The organism is Ramlibacter sp. WS9 (assembly GCF_003797765.1).
Lineage (GTDB): Bacteria > Pseudomonadota > Gammaproteobacteria > Burkholderiales > Burkholderiaceae_C > Ramlibacter.
Genome location: NZ_RKMB01000007.1, coordinates 1 through 14,203 on the forward strand (window position 1 = coordinate 1; position 14,203 = coordinate 14,203).

The window sequence follows — 14,203 nt, forward strand, 5'->3', positions numbered from 1 at the left end:
CCCTCCCCCGCCAAGCGGGTGCGGGGGCTTTTTCTTCACGAACAATAATCACGACATGGAAAAGAGGGTCACTTTCAAGTCGGCATGGCTGCCCTGGGTGCTGATCGCGCCGCAGATGGTGGTCATCCTGGTGTTCTTCTTCTGGCCGGCGGGCCAGGCGCTCTACCAGAGCGTGCTGCAGGAGGATGCCTTTGGGGCCACGCGAGAATTTGTGGGCCTGGACAACTTCCGCCGGCTGTTCGCGGACCCGGCGTACCTGGACTCGTTCCGGGTCACGGCGATTTTTTCAGCGCTGGTCGCCGTCGGCGGCCTTTCGCTGGCACTGCTGCTGGCCGTCATGGCCAATCGCGTGGTGCGTGCCGCGGGCGTGTACAAGACCCTGCTGATCTGGCCCTATGCCGTGGCTCCTGTGGTGGCCGGCGTGCTGTGGCTGATGATGTTCGCCTCGCCCTATGGCGTGATCCGCTATGCCCTGATCGAGATGGGCTTTGAATGGAACCACGTGCTCAACGGCAAGCACGCCATGGCGCTGATCGTCATGGCGTCCATCTGGAAGTACATCTCCTATAACTTCCTGTTCTTCCTGGCCGGGCTGCAGTCGATCCCGCATTCGCTGATCGAGGCCGCCACCATCGATGGCGCAACGCCCTGGAAGCGCTTCTGGAGCATCGTGTTCCCGCTGCTGTCGCCCACCACTTTCTTCCTGCTCGTCATCAACGTCGTGCATGCGTTCTTCGAGACCTTTGCAATCGTCGACGCCGCCACCAGCGGCGGCCCGGGCAAGGACACCTCGATCCTGGTCTACAAGGTCTACTACGACGGCTTCAAGGCACTGGACATCAACGGCTCGGCCGCGCAATCGGTGGTGCTGATGGTGATCGTCGTGGCGCTCACGGTCATCCAGTTCAAGTTTGTCGAGAAAAAAGTCCACTACTAAATGACCCCCACGCTCCTCACTACGTGTAGTTCGCTGCCCCCCGAGGGGGCCCAAGCCCGCCTTGGGGCGGCCCTGCGGAGGCTTGCATGATCGAACGCCACCCCGTACTCGACTTCGTCTCCCACGCGATCCTCATCCTCGGGGTGATCGTCGTGTTCTTCCCGATCTACGTCACGTTCATCGGTTCGACCCAGACCGCCGAGCAGATCTTGAGCAGCAACCCGATCTCGCTGCTGCCCGGCACCAACATCGTCGAAAGCTACCGCTTCGCGCTGTTCGGCGGCAAGACGGAGGCGGGGGCCACCGTTGCACCGGCCCTTCCGATGATGGGCATCAGCCTCGCCAGTGCCCTGATCATCGCCATCGGCAAGATCGCGATCTCCTTGCTGTCCGCATTTGCCATCGTGTACTTCCGCTTCCCGTTCAAGAACCTCGTGTTCTGGATGATCTTCGTCACGCTGATGCTTCCGGTGGAAGTACGCATCGGCCCGACTTACGAGGTCGTCTCCAACCTGGGCATGCTCAACACCATGTCGGGCTTGACCATTCCGCTGGTCGCATCGGCCACGGCCACCTTCCTGTTCAGGCAGTTCTTCATGACGGTGCCCGACGAATTGGTGGAGGCCGCGCGTGTCGACGGTGCCGGGCCGATGCGCTTTTTCAAGGACGTGCTGCTGCCGCTGTCCAAGACCTCGATGGCCGCGCTGTTCGTGATCCAGTTCATCTACGGCTGGAATCAATACCTGTGGCCGCTGCTGGTGACCACCGATGAATCCATGTATCCCATCGTGATGGGCATCAAGCGCCTGATCTTCGGAGAGGTCTATATCGAATGGAACGTGGTCATGGCCACCGCCATCCTGGCGATGCTTCCGCCGGCCGTCGTGGTGATGTTGATGCAGAAATGGTTCGTCAAGGGCCTCGTGGACACCGAAAAGTAAGAAGAATCAGATGGCATCCATACAACTCAAGAACATCGTCAAGAAGTACGGCAAAGGCAAGCACGAACTGCAGGTGATCCACGGCGTGAATGCCGACATCGCCGACCGCGAGTTCATCGTCATCGTCGGGCCCTCGGGCTGCGGCAAGTCCACGCTCCTGCGCATGGTGGCCGGCCTGGAAGAAATCTCCGGCGGCGAGATCTGGATCGGAGACCGCGTCGTCAACAAGCTCGAGCCGGCCGAGCGGGACATCGCCATGGTGTTCCAGAACTACGCGCTGTATCCGCACATGAGCGTGTTCGACAACATGGCTTACGGCCTGAAGATCAAGAAGATGCCGATCGAGGAAATCAAGCAGCGGGTCGACAAGGCCGCCGGCATCCTGGAGCTGGGCCACCTGCTGGATCGCAAGCCGCGCCAACTCTCGGGCGGCCAGCGCCAACGCGTCGCCATGGGCCGCGCCATCGTGCGCCAGCCGCAGGTGTTTCTTTTCGACGAACCGCTGTCCAATCTGGACGCCAAGCTGCGCGCCCAGACCCGGCTGGAGATCCAGAAGCTCCACCGCGAGCTGGGCATCACCTCGCTGTTCGTGACGCACGACCAGGTGGAAGCCATGACGCTGGCCCAGCGGATGATTGTGATGAACGCCGGCGTGATGGAGCAATTCGGCACGCCCGAAGAGGTCTATCACCGCCCCGCCACGACGTTCGTCGCCAGCTTCATCGGCTCGCCGCCCATGAACCTGCTGATGAATGCGCCGGGTGCGCGGCCCCGTTCGGTCATGGGCGTGCGGCCCGAGCACCTGGACATCGGAACCGAAGGCTGGTCGCTGCAGGTCGAAACGACCGAACTGCTCGGCGCTGAGCGCCTCATCTACGGGCGCCTGGGGACCGAGCAGGTGATCGTGCGCAGTGAAGAAAACCAGGCCGTGCCCGAGCCGGGCTCGATCATCCGCGTGAAGCCGCGCGAGGATCGCGTGCACTGGTTCGACGCCGCGACCCGCAAGAGGATGTGATGAAGGATTGGCCCTACCCACGCTGGGTAGCGCATCGCGGCGCCGGCAAGCTGGCGCCCGAGAACACGATGGCGGCGTTTCGCCTGGGTGCGCAGCACGGCTACCGGATGTTCGAATGCGACGCCAAGCTGTCGGCCGACGGTGTGCCCTTTTTGATGCACGACGCGACGCTGGCTCGTACGACCAATGCCCGTGACATTTTCGGCCCCGCGGCGAGCAACACCGGCGGCGACCATTCCTGGAGCGAACTGGCCAAACTCGACGCCGGTGGCTGGCACTCGCGCGCCTATGCAGGCGAGCCGCTGCCGACGCTGGAAAACCTCGCCCTCTTCTGCCTCGCGAACGGCTACCACCTGAACATCGAGATCAAGCCCACGCCGGGCACCGAGCGACGCGCCGGTGAAGTCGTTGCCCGCCATGCGGACCGGTTGTGGAACAACGCGCCGGTTCCGCCCCTGCTCACATCGTTTCAGCCGGAGGCGCTGGAAGGTGCGATGTCCACCGCGGCCAACCTGCCACGCGGGCTGTTGCTGGACACACTCTGGAAAGGCTGGCTCGAAACCGCACTCGCGCTGGAATGCGCGGCCATCGTCTGCAATCACACGCTCTGGGACACCAGCACCGTGACGCAAGCGCAGAGCGCCGGGTTCAAGTGCCTGAGCTACACGGTCAACGACGAGTGGGCGGCGCAGCGGCTGATCGCGCTGGGGACAGACGGGATCATCACGGATCGAGTCGACCTGTTCGCACCGGGTTGAGCCAACGGACGCGGCGGGTGGTTTACCATCGCCGCGACGAATTTCCAAGACGAACGTGATGCCCGGCTCCCTGCCCCCCGATCCTGCCTTCGATTCGATTCTGGCCACAGCAGTGCGCCGAGTGCTGCTGGGCGAGCCGTTGCAGCCGTTTTGCGACTGGTTCGCCCGTGACATGGGCGACCTTGTGATGTCGCAGCACCCAGTGGCACCGGCAGACGAAGAAGCCGCGCGGCGTTACCAGCGCTCGGTCGCGCGTACCCTGTGGGCCGCCCTGCCCGTGCCCTTCAATCGTTGGCGGCCGCGCGCCCTACCCAAGGTGGAGCGCAATGACCCATGCCACTGCGGCTCCGGGCGCAAGTTCAAGCATTGCTGCGCCGAGTTTGCGGGCTTGTCGCTGCCGTTCGAGCCCGAGAGCCTTTATGCGCTGGCGCTGGCACAGGCCGAGCCCGCCACGCTCACCCCCGACAACATTCGCCTTGTACCTCCCGCAGCGCTGGGCATGGCCGCAATGGACTGGAACGACGATGACCAGCCGGAGCGCACGGTTGCCGTCCTGGTGCCCTTGTTTCAGCAGCGCGACGATCTGGACGAACGTCATGAAGCGGCCTTCGATGCCTTGATGGATGCTCTGCACGCGCAAGGAAAGGAAACGCAGCGATGGGCACTGGTGCAGCGCGTCGGCCAGAGCCGCGCCCCCGCGCTCGCCACCGCCGCGCGCTGCCGTCAGGCCTCCATGCTGGCTGACCGGGGTGATTTCGACGCGGCCTGGGCCATGTTCCAGTCTGCACAGCGGTTGAGTCCCGGCGACCCGCAACTCCTGCACCTCGAAATGACCCTGCTGCTCGCGCAGGGTCGCAATGAAGAAGCGAAACTTCGGGCTCCTTTGCTGGCCGCCAAGGCACGCAAGTCGGGTTGGGACGACCTCGCGGCGCTGCTGCCGCAGCTGGCCGAAGGGGGCTTCGCGGCCGCCTTTCAACAAGGCGACGCCGGCGATATGGACGATCCGGCGGATCTGGAGTGGGTCGCCTTGTGCGAACTGGCTCCCCGCGAATTTGCGTCCCATGACTGCCGCGCCCTGTATCGCGTCGTTGAATCGCCCCCCGAACAGGCAGGGCGGCCACCGATCCTGTCGATCAAGCCGCAGAAGGCTCTGGTTGATCTCCAGCGGCGCTGGTCACGGCGTTTCCCGGTCAGCAAGCCCATGCTCACCCAGCTGACGGGCGACGCGGACCTGTTGCTGGCCGATCTGCCCGCGGCGACGCAATTCCTGCGCGAGAACCCGCAAGCCTGGCTCAGCGCGGACGTGCTGGACGACTTGCTGCTCGCTGCTGCAGAGATCTGCGATCGGGACGCGCCGGGGCCGATCGTGCGCGCGGCGCTTCGGCTGTCCCAGCATGCCCTGGCCGTGCTGCAGGCACTGGCAGGCCCGGCCGAGGGCTCCGTGTCGGCCGAACTCCACTGGGCCGATTCCGCAGCCCGGCCGCTGCTGCGCGTGCTGGCGCAGGCCATCGAGCTGGCCCGCCTGACGCAGGATGCCAAGGAGGAAGAAAGACTGGTGCGCTGGGGATTGGCACTGAATCCGAACGACAACCACGGCTGGCGCGGCCTTCTCGCGCCGCTCTATCTCGCGCGCAAGGCGTTCGACGAAACGCTCGCACTGCTGGAGCGTTATCCGGACGACATGCCCCCGGCGGAACACAGCAGGGCGCTCGCCTTGTTTGGCTTGGGCCGCCGGGACGAAGCGCAGGCGGTGCTGCGGCGCGCGCATGCGGAGTATCCGGCGATATTGTCCGCCCTGTGGCCCGAAACCCTGGACCTTCCCGAAGACGAGGGGGGTCCCGGTCTTGCGATCGGCGGCGCCCTGGCCGCGTTCTACTACCGCATCGAGACTCGGGCGGCCTGGGCGGGCACGGGCGCATTGGCGTGGAGCAAGACGCTGGACCTGCCGCAACCTGCGCCGAAGAAAACCCGCAAGCCGCAAGCTGGGGGCAAGCGCACCAGCCGGTCTCCCGCCGTGTCAGACCCGCTTGGCGGCAAGCAGGGAGCACATCTGCGCAAAGCCTTCCCCGACTATCCGCGATTGCACGGCTTGCTGACGGCTATCGGCTGGTCGCCAGACCTGATCATGCCCGGCAAGTGGGTGCAGATCGTCATGGACATGCGCGGCGAGCCGGTTTCGGGGTTGACGGAAAGCAAGGCGCTCAAAGCCGTGAATGCCGACATGGACGCGCTGATGGGTCTGCTGAACAGCATCAACGCCCGGGTCCTTGAAACACCTCCCGATCAGATGGCGCCCGCTCAGGATGTGCTGGCGCTGGCGGCGTCCGAGGCGGCCCTGTTCGCCTGGGCTGCTGGATTCGTGCAAGGCGCGGAGCTTGCTCCCGCCGGGTGGCGGCGGGCCGGGCGACCGGTCAGCAGCGACAAGGGCACCTTTGGCGAACTGTATGCGCTCGCCGCGCGAGCATCCGGAACACCCGATGCATGGCGCGCGACGCGTGACGGCGGCCAACCCCTGCTCACGGGACTGGACGACAGCCCGCCCGTGCCCGTTGAAACCCTGGTGCTGGTCCTGGGCGATCTGTGGCGCGTCGTTGCGCCGCTGCGGCAAGCCTGACCCCTAGGCAAGGTCGCCGGCGAGTGAGGCAAGAGTTTCCGGTGCGATGGTCGTGTGGGCCGGGTAGTTGCGGTGATCGCAGCCCAGCTTCACGTTCGCTCCCGCTTTCACCGCCGACACCATTGCCGGTGTGAACTCAAAGCGCACGAAATGCACGGCAGACGTCTTCTCGTCGTTTTCACGATCGAGGTCTTCGTCCGCGATCGCGTACACGCGATCGTGACCCTCGACCTCGACGAACATCCTGTCCTCGACCCCGATCAGCCGAGCCAGCTCGCGCTTGCGCTCGTTCTCGTCGGGATACTCGATCATCATCGTGGCCTTCCAGTTGCTGCCCTCGGGCATCAGCGGGACGTAGGCCTCTATCTCCTGTTCGATGCCTTCCTCTTCGAAGATCTTCTCGATGCGCAGCATCTCCTGGATCTGGTAGCGGATGGTCATCTCGCTTTCGAACTGAAGCGTGACGTGATCGCCTAGCGGCACACTGCGCAGCTTGCGATGGGCGATGACGTCGCCCTTGTGGGCCTTGCGGTACTTGCTGTACGCCTCGAGCGTCATCAGGCTGTCGCGGGTGATCTTTCCTGTCAACTGCATCATCTTCTACTCCAAACCGTACGCCATACGCACCAATGACAAGGGATGCTCGAGCCGCGGTGTGCCCAGCGAGTTGCGATCAAACCCCTGATCGATGTGGTGGCCGCCCAGGGGGCAGTCGGAGCTGATGAAGTCCGGCAATCCGCCGTCCGGGTGTTCGGCCATGCGCTTGAAGAGAGGCTTGCCGATCTTCATGGCCTGCTCGTGATAAGGCTTCTTCACGCCGAACGTGCCGGCGTGGCCGGAGCAGCGCTCGTTGGTCTGCACAGAGGTGCCGGGCACCATCTTGAGCATCTCTTCGGTTTTCTTGCCGATGTTCTGCACCCGGCTATGGCACGGAATCTGGTAGCTGATCTTGCCGAGTGGCTTGGAGAAATCCGTCTTCAGGAGGCCATCGCGTTTTCGCTGCATGAGGTATTCGAACGGGTCCCACATCGCATCCTTCACGGCCTGCACGTCCGCGTCGCCGGGGTACATCAGGGGCAGTTCCTGCTTGAACATCAGCGTGCAACTGGGCACGGCCGTGATGATCGCGTAACCGTCCTTGGCGTACTGCGCGAGCACCGGGATGTTGGCTTCCTTCGACTTGTTCACAGACTCCAGGTCACCCAGCTCCAGCTTGGGCATGCCGCAGCACTTTTCCTTGTTGACCAGAACGTAGGGCACCTCGTTGTGCTCCAGCACCTTCAGCAGGTCGTGGCCGATGCCCGGCTCGTTGTAGTTGACGTAGCAGGTGGAAAAGATCGCGACCTTGCCCGGCGTCTTGGCGCCTTCCTTCACGGCGAAGTCCTTCGACTTGGGCGCGCCGGAGCGGAACTTCTTCGTCGCCAACGCCGGCAGCCACGCGTTGCGGTCCACGTTCAGCAGGCTCTCCATCGCGGCGCGGGCCGGCTTGGTCTGGTTCACCGCATTGGCCACTTGCACGACGATGGGGATGCCGGCGAACTGGCCGTGCACGTCGGTGGACGACAGGAATTTCTCGCCGAAGCTCACGTCGCCCTTCTTGAACTTGATGGCCTTGGCGCGCAGCATGGTGTGCGGGAAGTCCACGTTCCACTCGTGCGGCGGCACGTAGGGGCACTTGGTCATGTAGCACAGGTCGCACAGGTAGCACTGGTCGACGACCTTCCAGTAGTCCCTGCGGTCGACGCCATCCACCTCACCCGTCTTGCTTTCGTCCACCAGGTCGAACAGTGTGGGGAACGAGCCGCACAGGCTCACGCAGCGGCGGCAGCCATGGCAGATGTCGAAGATGCGTTCCAGCTCGTTGAACGTCTTCGTTTCGTCGTAGTACTCGGGGCTCTTCCAGTCGATCGGGTGCCGGGTGGGCGCTTCGAGGTTGCCTTCGCGGGGTGCGGACATGGGTTGTCTCTGGTTTCTTGCAGGGCTGGGGTGAAGGCGCGCTTACGCCCTCACCCTAACCCTCTCCCAAAGGGAGAGGGGATAAAACCGATCAGTCGACCAGTTCGTTCAGCGCGCGGGTGTAGCGGTTGGCGTGGGAGCGCTCGGCCTTGGCCAGCGTCTCGAACCAGTCGGCCACTTCATCGTGGCCTTCTTCGCGTGCCGTCTTGGCCATGCCCGGGTACATGTCGGTGTACTCGTGGGTTTCGCCGGCGACGGCGGCCTTCAGGTTGTCGCGGGTCGGGCCGATCGGCAGGCCGGTGGCCGGGTCGCCGCACTGCTCGAGCCATTCCAGGTGCCCGTGCGCGTGGCCGGTTTCACCTTCTGCCGTCGAGCGGAACAGGGCCGCCACGTCGTTCTGGCCTTCCACGTCGGCCTTGTTTGCGAAGTAGAGGTAACGGCGATTGGCCTGCGATTCGCCTGCGAAGGCGGCCTTCAGGTTTTCTTCCGTCTTGGAGCCTTTGAGTGCTGCCATTTTGGAAATCTCCTAGTTGGGTTGATGAAACGTTTCGCCTTGAACACGGAGCTCAAAGACTGATGGAGATTAGACCCGTTGGAGATGTCCGTCTAATTGGCTGCGTCAATGCATTCGATTGATTAAGACTATCGCTATAGATTTATTGATAGTATAGATCAGCATACACAGTCTCGTCAATTGGAGGCGCACGTGAATTACGTTATAGTAAACTCGTTACGCATTAGTAAATCCAAGGAGAGCTCATGGCTGCCGTTCTCAAGGACGCCGGCGCCCTGCCGGCGCCCGCCCCCATCCACCAGTTGCACCACTTCGCCTACCGGGCCAAGGACGCCGAGGAAACCCGGCACTTCTATGAAGACATCCTGGGCTTGCCTCTGTATCACATCATCCAGAGCGACGTCGTCCCCAGCACCGGCGAGTACTGCCCGTACACGCACTTTTTCTTCCGGTTGCAAGATGGGTCGTTCATCGCCTTCTTCGACCTCGGCAATGACGAAGCCGCGCTGCCTTCGCCCAACACGCCGGCATGGGTCAACCACATTTCCTTCCGGGTCGACTCGCAACAGGCCCTGCTCGACATGAAGGCTCGGCTCGAGGCCCACGGCATCGAGGTGCTCGGCGTCACCGACCATCACATCTTTCACAGCATCTATTTCTTCGACCCCAACGGCGTGCGGCTGGAACTCACGGCCCAGCTGGCCGACGAATTCCAGATGCTGCAGGAGAGCAAGACGGCCCATGCCCGCCTGGCCGAGTGGACGGCCCGCAAGGAACGGTGGCGCGCTGACCGCGCCGCCGGCAAGGCGGCCGAGCCGCTCAAGCCGCAACAGAACGACCGCCCGGAATTCGCCCCCTCCAAGTGAACGCAAGTGAGCACGATGGCCTATGAGCAGAGCGCGCTGACGAACAGCTACGAATACGCGCAGGGCAGCGGCTACGTGCTGCCCGAATACCCTTTCGTCGAACCGCCGGAGATCCGCTCGGGCGAGACCAGCCATCACCCCATCGTCATCGTCGGTGGCGGGCTTGCCGGCTTGACCATGGCCTGCGCCCTGGCACGGTACGGGGTGGCCGCGGTGCTGCTCGATGAAGACAACACCGTTGGCGTCAAAGGTGCCTCTTCGCGCGGCATCTGCTACACGCAGAAGTCGCTTGAGATCTTCGAGCGGCTCGGCGTCTATGAGCGCATCGCCGCCAAAGGCGTCCAGTGGAGCGTGGGGCGAACGTTCGCAGGCCATGACGAGGTCTATTCATTTGACCTGCGCCAGCAGAGCGCCTATCACCTGTCCAGCCAGCCACCGTTCATCAACATCCAGCAGTTCTACATCGAAGGGTTTCTGGTCGATCGCATCAACGAGCTGGGGCATGTTCAGTTGCGCTGGAACAACCGTGTGACAGCATTCGAGCAGGACAGCGAAGGCGCGACGCTCACCGTCACCACACCGGCCGGCGACTATCGCCTGCGTGCCGATCACGTCATCGATGCCACCGGGTCACGCAGCCCGTTTCGCACCTGGGTCGGCGCCTCCGTCACGGCCAAGAAGGGCGACGACCGCTGGTGCATCGCCGACGTGCGCTTCAGCAAGCACCCGCCCGTCGAGCGCCATACCTGGATCGAAGCGCCTTTCAACGAGAACCGCGCGGTCTGGCAGCACCTGATGGGCGACGACGTCTGGCGCATCGACTACCAGATGCCGCCCGACGCCGACCCGGAATACGTGAGCCGCGAGGACGTGGTGCGCGAGCGCCTGGCGCGGCAATTCGGCGCCGACTGCGAGGTCGAGATCGTTTGGGTGGGCCCGTACGCGTACCGCAGCGAATGCATCGATCACATGCGCCACGGCCGCGTCTTTTTCATGGGCGACGCCGCCAAGGTCGTGAGTCCGTTCGGTGCGCGCGGCGGCAACACCGGCGTGGCCGATGCCGACAACCTGGCCTGGAAACTTGCCGCGGTTGTGCAGGGACGGGCCGCGCCGGCCCTTCTGGGCAGCTATCACGAGGAAAGGCATGAGGCCGCCCGCCAGAACGTGCTGGTGACCAACCGCACCGCGCGGTTCCTGCGGCCCGCCGACGGCGTGGAACGGCTTTTCCGCGACGCGGCACTGGGCCTTGCGCGGAAGTACGAGTTCGCGCGCCAGTTCGTCAACACCGGCCGGATGGCCGTTGCCAACCCCTACACCCGTTCGAGCGCCTGCGAGGCGACGGGCGGGCTGTCGGTTCAGAACGTGGGTTTCGAATGGACCGACGGCACGCGCGGAACGGTGAACGATCTCCTGCGCTGGGCTGATGGCCAGCTGCTCCTACTGGTGTTCGGCAACACCGGCCGCGAGGCTCTCGAGCGCGTGCGGGCACTGGCCGAAGCCGCGCCCTTGCGTTGCGTACAGGTCGTTGGCCCGGATGGCGCCGCTGCCGCGCACGAGCATGTGCGCGATCCACACGGCCACCTGCAGGGCGCCTGCCACGTGTTCGGCCATGCGTGGGCCCTGCTGCGGCCCGACAGCTACGTGGTCGCGACCGGTGAGTCCATCGACGCGGATCTCGTCCGCGCCATAGGCAAGGCCGTAGGCGCATCGGAGAAAGACGCATGATGAAAACAACGCTCCACCTGCAGGACGCCGATGGGTTCTACGAGCTGTTGCTGGACGCCCATCAGGGGCTGTCGAAAGAGCAGTCCGAACTGCTGAACGCTCGCTTGATCCTGTTGCTGGCCAATCAGGTCGGCGATGCCAAGGTGCTGCAGGAGTGCGTGGAGGCCGCCCGGCAGGCCGCCCCGTAGCCTCGAACGAGCCGCTCACGCGCCCGCATCGGGGGAGCCGGCCAGCGGTTTTGTTATCGTTGAGCCTTTGTTGCACGGTGGGCGATACATGCTTCTGGTCACGGGCGGTTGCGGTTTCATCGGATCGGCGTTCGTCCTGGAATGGCTGCGCCATAGCGACGAGCCGCTGGTCAACCTGGACCTGCTCACCTATGCGGGGCACCTCGGCAACCTGGCCGGGGTTGCGGAGCATCCTGCCTACCGCTTCGTGCGGGGCGACATCGCCGACGCGGACCTGGTCGGCCGCCTGCTCGCCGAGCACCGCCCCCGCGCCGTCGTGCATTTCGCGGCGGAAAGCCACGTGGACCGTTCCATCGCAGGCCCGCTGGCCTTCGTCCAGACCAATGTGCTGGGGACAGCGCGGCTGCTTCAGGCAACCCTGGCCTATTGGGAGTCCTTGCAGCAACCCGAGGCCCGGTCCTTCCGCTTCCTGAACGTTTCGACCGACGAGGTCTACGGATCGCTGGAGCCCGACGAGGCGCCGTTCGCGGAAACGCGCCAGTACGAGCCGAACAGCCCCTACTCCGCCTCGAAGGCCGCGGCCGACCACATGGTGAGGGCGTGGTTTCACACCTACGGCCTGCCGGGCCTCACGACGCATTGCTCCAACAATTACGGCCCCCGCCAATTTCCCGAAAAGCTCATCCCCCTGGTGATCCACAACGCCATCAAGGGTCTGCCCCTGCCGGTCTATGGCGATGGCCAGCAGGTGCGCGACTGGCTTCATGTCAATGACCACTGTTCGGCCATCCGCGCCGTGCTGGAGCGAGGCGCGCCGGGCGAGACGTACAACATCGGCGGGCGCTCGGAGCGCACCAACCTCACCGTCGTCAACACCATCTGTTCGGCGCTTGACACCTTGCGGCCGCGCGCGGACGGCCGCGGCTATGCAGGCCAGATCACCCACGTGGAGGACCGGCGCGGCCACGACCGCCGCTACGCCATCGACGACCGCAAGATCGCGGCACAGCTGGACTGGGGCCCCGCGACCCACTTCGACACCGGAATCCGCGATACGGTGAAGTGGTATCTGGGCAACGCGGCCTGGGTCGAGTCGGTCACCAGCGGCAGCTATCGCCAGTGGATCGAACAGCAATACCCCACGCCCCGCGGCGCCTGACCGGATGCACATGAGTTCTACGACCCGACCCCGCAAAGGCATCGTTCTCGCAGGCGGCGCCGGCACCCGGCTGCACCCGGCCACATTGGCCATATCCAAGCAGTTGCTGCCCGTGTTCGACAAGCCGATGGTGTACTACCCACTGGCCACGCTCATGCTCGCCGGCATCCGCGAAGTGCTGATCATCAGCACGCCGCAGGACACGCCGCGCTTCGAACAATTGCTGGGCGACGGGCGCTCCTGGGGCATGAAGATCAGCTATGCCGTGCAGCCGCGACCCGAAGGCCTGGCCCAGGCCTTCCTGATCGGCAGGGATTTCCTGGCCGGCGGGCCCAGCGCGCTGGTGCTGGGCGACAACATCTTCTTCGGCCACGACCTCGTTCGCCTGCTGGCGCAAGCGAATGCGCAGGAAAGCGGCGCGACCGTCTTTGCCTATCACGTCAAAGATCCGGAGCGCTACGGCGTCGTGGCATTCGACGCGCACGGCGGTGCGACATCGATCGAGGAAAAACCGAGCCAGCCGCAGAGCAACTATGCGGTCACCGGCCTGTACTTTTACGACGAACATGTTTGCGACATCGCGGCCGCCGTCAAGCCGTCGGCGCGCGGCGAACTGGAAATCACGACCGTCAACCAGGAGTACCTGGCGCGCGGCCAGTTGCGCGTACAGACCATGGGACGAGGTTTCGCCTGGCTGGACACCGGGACGCACGAGAGCCTGCTGGAGGCGTCGCACTTCATCCAGACCCTCGAAAAACGCCAGGGCCTGAAGGTTGCGTGCCCCGAAGAAATCGCCTGGCGCAGCCAATGGATCACCACCGGGCAGTTGCTGCAGTTGGCCGAGCCTTTGGGCAAGAGCGGCTACGGCGAGTACCTGCGCGCGCTGGTCGACGAGGACCGTTCATGATCAAGGTCACGCCCACCCGCCTGCCGGAAGTGCTCGTCGTCGAGCCCAAGGTGTTCGGCGACGAGCGCGGGTTCTTCACCGAAAGCTGGAACCAGCAGCGCTTCGACGAGGCCACGGGCGTCACCGCCCGGTTCGTCCAGGACAACCAATCGCGATCCGCCGGGGGCGTGCTGCGCGGCATTCACTACCAGGTCCGGCAGCCGCAGGGCAAGCTCGTTCGGGTGTTGGCCGGCCGCGTGTTCGACGTGGCCGTGGACTTGCGCCGCTCATCTCCCACTCTCGGCCACTGGGCCGGCGTCGAACTGACCTCCGACAACATGCACCAGCTCTGGATTCCGCCGGGGTTCGGCCATGGCTTCCTGGTGCTTTCACGCTTTGCCGACCTTTTGTACAAAACGACCGACTACTACGCGCCCGAGCATGAACGGGCACTTGCGTGGAACGACCGGCGCGTGGGCATCCGATGGCCGCTGGGTGACGTCCCGCGCGAGCCGATCCTGTCCGGCAAAGACGCTGCGGCGCCCTCCTGGGACGCTTGCGAGCTGTTCGACTAGGCCCCAAGGCGACGCCGGGCGCGTCGGGCGAATAAAATGAGTGACGTGACTGTCGGCGGCATCGATCGA

The 14,203-nt window shown here is 64.5% G+C and carries 14 protein-coding genes; 11 read left to right on the forward strand and 3 right to left on the reverse strand.

Translation table 11 applies throughout. The features are described 5' to 3' along the window. Positions 1-55 precede the first annotated feature (55 nt). The 5 genes from ugpA (at position 56) to EEB15_RS12695 (ending at position 6,265) form a co-directional block, all read left to right on the forward strand. On the forward strand, positions 56-937 hold the full coding sequence (ugpA, locus tag EEB15_RS12675) for a sn-glycerol-3-phosphate ABC transporter permease UgpA (RefSeq protein ID WP_141510231.1): 882 nt from the start codon (positions 56-58) through the stop codon (positions 935-937). A gap of 86 nt (positions 938-1,023) precedes the next feature. Next, entirely contained in the window at positions 1,024-1,878 is an 855-nt protein-coding gene (gene ugpE, locus EEB15_RS12680; RefSeq protein ID WP_141510232.1) for a sn-glycerol-3-phosphate ABC transporter permease UgpE, read from the forward strand. A gap of 10 nt (positions 1,879-1,888) precedes the next feature. Further along, entirely contained in the window at positions 1,889-2,893 is a 1,005-nt protein-coding gene (locus EEB15_RS12685; RefSeq protein WP_141510233.1) for a sn-glycerol-3-phosphate import ATP-binding protein UgpC, read from the forward strand. After that, the gene (gene ugpQ / locus EEB15_RS12690) at positions 2,893-3,651 is read left to right on the forward strand and encodes a glycerophosphodiester phosphodiesterase (RefSeq protein WP_141510234.1); all 759 of its coding nucleotides are present in this window, start codon (positions 2,893-2,895) and stop codon (positions 3,649-3,651) included. The genes EEB15_RS12685 and ugpQ overlap by 1 nt, the downstream gene beginning before the upstream one ends. Positions 3,652-3,709: 58 nt before the next feature. Next, positions 3,710-6,265 (forward strand): UPF0149 family protein, encoded by a 2,556-nt coding sequence (locus EEB15_RS12695; protein WP_141510235.1) that lies wholly within the window; start codon positions 3,710-3,712, stop codon positions 6,263-6,265. A gap of 3 nt (positions 6,266-6,268) precedes the next feature. Here the strand turns inward: EEB15_RS12695 and EEB15_RS12700 are convergent, their stop codons facing one another. The 3 genes from EEB15_RS12700 to EEB15_RS12710 all read right to left on the reverse strand — a co-directional run bounded on the left by EEB15_RS12700 (position 6,269) and on the right by EEB15_RS12710 (position 8,735). Continuing rightward, positions 6,269-6,859, reverse strand: coding sequence for a DUF3501 family protein (locus tag EEB15_RS12700; RefSeq protein ID WP_141510439.1), 591 nt, complete (start codon positions 6,857-6,859; stop codon positions 6,269-6,271). 6 nt (positions 6,860-6,865) lie between these two features. Then, complete coding sequence (locus EEB15_RS12705; RefSeq protein WP_141510236.1) at positions 6,866-8,221, reverse strand: (Fe-S)-binding protein; 1,356 nt, start codon at positions 8,219-8,221, stop codon at positions 6,866-6,868. A gap of 91 nt (positions 8,222-8,312) precedes the next feature. After that, positions 8,313-8,735 (reverse strand): rubrerythrin family protein, encoded by a 423-nt coding sequence (locus tag EEB15_RS12710; protein WP_141510237.1) that lies wholly within the window; start codon positions 8,733-8,735, stop codon positions 8,313-8,315. Between the two features lie 245 nt (positions 8,736-8,980). Here EEB15_RS12710 and EEB15_RS12715 point away from each other — a divergent pair, with 245 nt between their 5' ends. From EEB15_RS12715 to rfbC, 6 genes are all read left to right on the forward strand, one after another. Next, complete coding sequence (locus EEB15_RS12715) at positions 8,981-9,601, forward strand: VOC family protein (RefSeq protein ID WP_141510238.1); 621 nt, start codon at positions 8,981-8,983, stop codon at positions 9,599-9,601. Between the two features lie 15 nt (positions 9,602-9,616). Further along, positions 9,617-11,326, forward strand: a complete 1,710-nt coding sequence (locus tag EEB15_RS12720) for an FAD-dependent monooxygenase (protein ID WP_141510440.1) — start codon at positions 9,617-9,619, stop codon at positions 11,324-11,326. Beyond that, on the forward strand, positions 11,326-11,514 hold the full coding sequence (locus EEB15_RS12725; RefSeq protein ID WP_141510239.1) for a DUF2783 domain-containing protein: 189 nt from the start codon (positions 11,326-11,328) through the stop codon (positions 11,512-11,514). Before EEB15_RS12720 ends, EEB15_RS12725 begins: the two co-directional genes overlap by 1 nt. Positions 11,515-11,602: 88 nt before the next feature. Then, positions 11,603-12,673 (forward strand): dTDP-glucose 4,6-dehydratase, encoded by a 1,071-nt coding sequence (gene rfbB, locus EEB15_RS12730; RefSeq protein ID WP_141510240.1) that lies wholly within the window; start codon positions 11,603-11,605, stop codon positions 12,671-12,673. 10 nt (positions 12,674-12,683) lie between these two features. Then, the gene (rfbA, locus tag EEB15_RS12735; RefSeq protein ID WP_141510241.1) at positions 12,684-13,580 is read left to right on the forward strand and encodes a glucose-1-phosphate thymidylyltransferase RfbA; all 897 of its coding nucleotides are present in this window, start codon (positions 12,684-12,686) and stop codon (positions 13,578-13,580) included. Beyond that, complete coding sequence (gene rfbC / locus EEB15_RS12740) at positions 13,580-14,134, forward strand: dTDP-4-dehydrorhamnose 3,5-epimerase (protein WP_141510441.1); 555 nt, start codon at positions 13,580-13,582, stop codon at positions 14,132-14,134. The genes rfbA and rfbC overlap by 1 nt, the downstream gene beginning before the upstream one ends. Positions 14,135-14,203: the final 69 nt, after the last annotated feature.

What these genes read in the sequence shown, in the direction of transcription:
- EEB15_RS12685 (WP_141510233.1), top strand. Translation starts at nt 1,889, where the DNA reads ATGGCATCCATACAACTCAAGAACATCGTCAAGAAGTACGGCAAAGGC.
- EEB15_RS12700 (WP_141510439.1), bottom strand. Translation starts at nt 6,859, where the DNA reads ATGCAGTTGACAGGAAAGATCACCCGCGACAGCCTGATGACGCTCGAG.
- ugpQ (WP_141510234.1), top strand. Translation starts at nt 2,893, where the DNA reads ATGAAGGATTGGCCCTACCCACGCTGGGTAGCGCATCGCGGCGCCGGC.
- EEB15_RS12725 (WP_141510239.1), top strand. Translation starts at nt 11,326, where the DNA reads ATGAAAACAACGCTCCACCTGCAGGACGCCGATGGGTTCTACGAGCTG.
- ugpA (WP_141510231.1), top strand. Translation starts at nt 56, where the DNA reads ATGGAAAAGAGGGTCACTTTCAAGTCGGCATGGCTGCCCTGGGTGCTG.
- EEB15_RS12715 (WP_141510238.1), top strand. Translation starts at nt 8,981, where the DNA reads ATGGCTGCCGTTCTCAAGGACGCCGGCGCCCTGCCGGCGCCCGCCCCC.
- EEB15_RS12695 (WP_141510235.1), top strand. Translation starts at nt 3,710, where the DNA reads ATGCCCGGCTCCCTGCCCCCCGATCCTGCCTTCGATTCGATTCTGGCC.
- ugpE (WP_141510232.1), top strand. Translation starts at nt 1,024, where the DNA reads ATGATCGAACGCCACCCCGTACTCGACTTCGTCTCCCACGCGATCCTC.
- EEB15_RS12705 (WP_141510236.1), bottom strand. Translation starts at nt 8,221, where the DNA reads ATGTCCGCACCCCGCGAAGGCAACCTCGAAGCGCCCACCCGGCACCCG.
- EEB15_RS12710 (WP_141510237.1), bottom strand. Translation starts at nt 8,735, where the DNA reads ATGGCAGCACTCAAAGGCTCCAAGACGGAAGAAAACCTGAAGGCCGCC.
- EEB15_RS12720 (WP_141510440.1), top strand. Translation starts at nt 9,617, where the DNA reads ATGGCCTATGAGCAGAGCGCGCTGACGAACAGCTACGAATACGCGCAG.
- rfbA (WP_141510241.1), top strand. Translation starts at nt 12,684, where the DNA reads ATGAGTTCTACGACCCGACCCCGCAAAGGCATCGTTCTCGCAGGCGGC.
- rfbB (WP_141510240.1), top strand. Translation starts at nt 11,603, where the DNA reads ATGCTTCTGGTCACGGGCGGTTGCGGTTTCATCGGATCGGCGTTCGTC.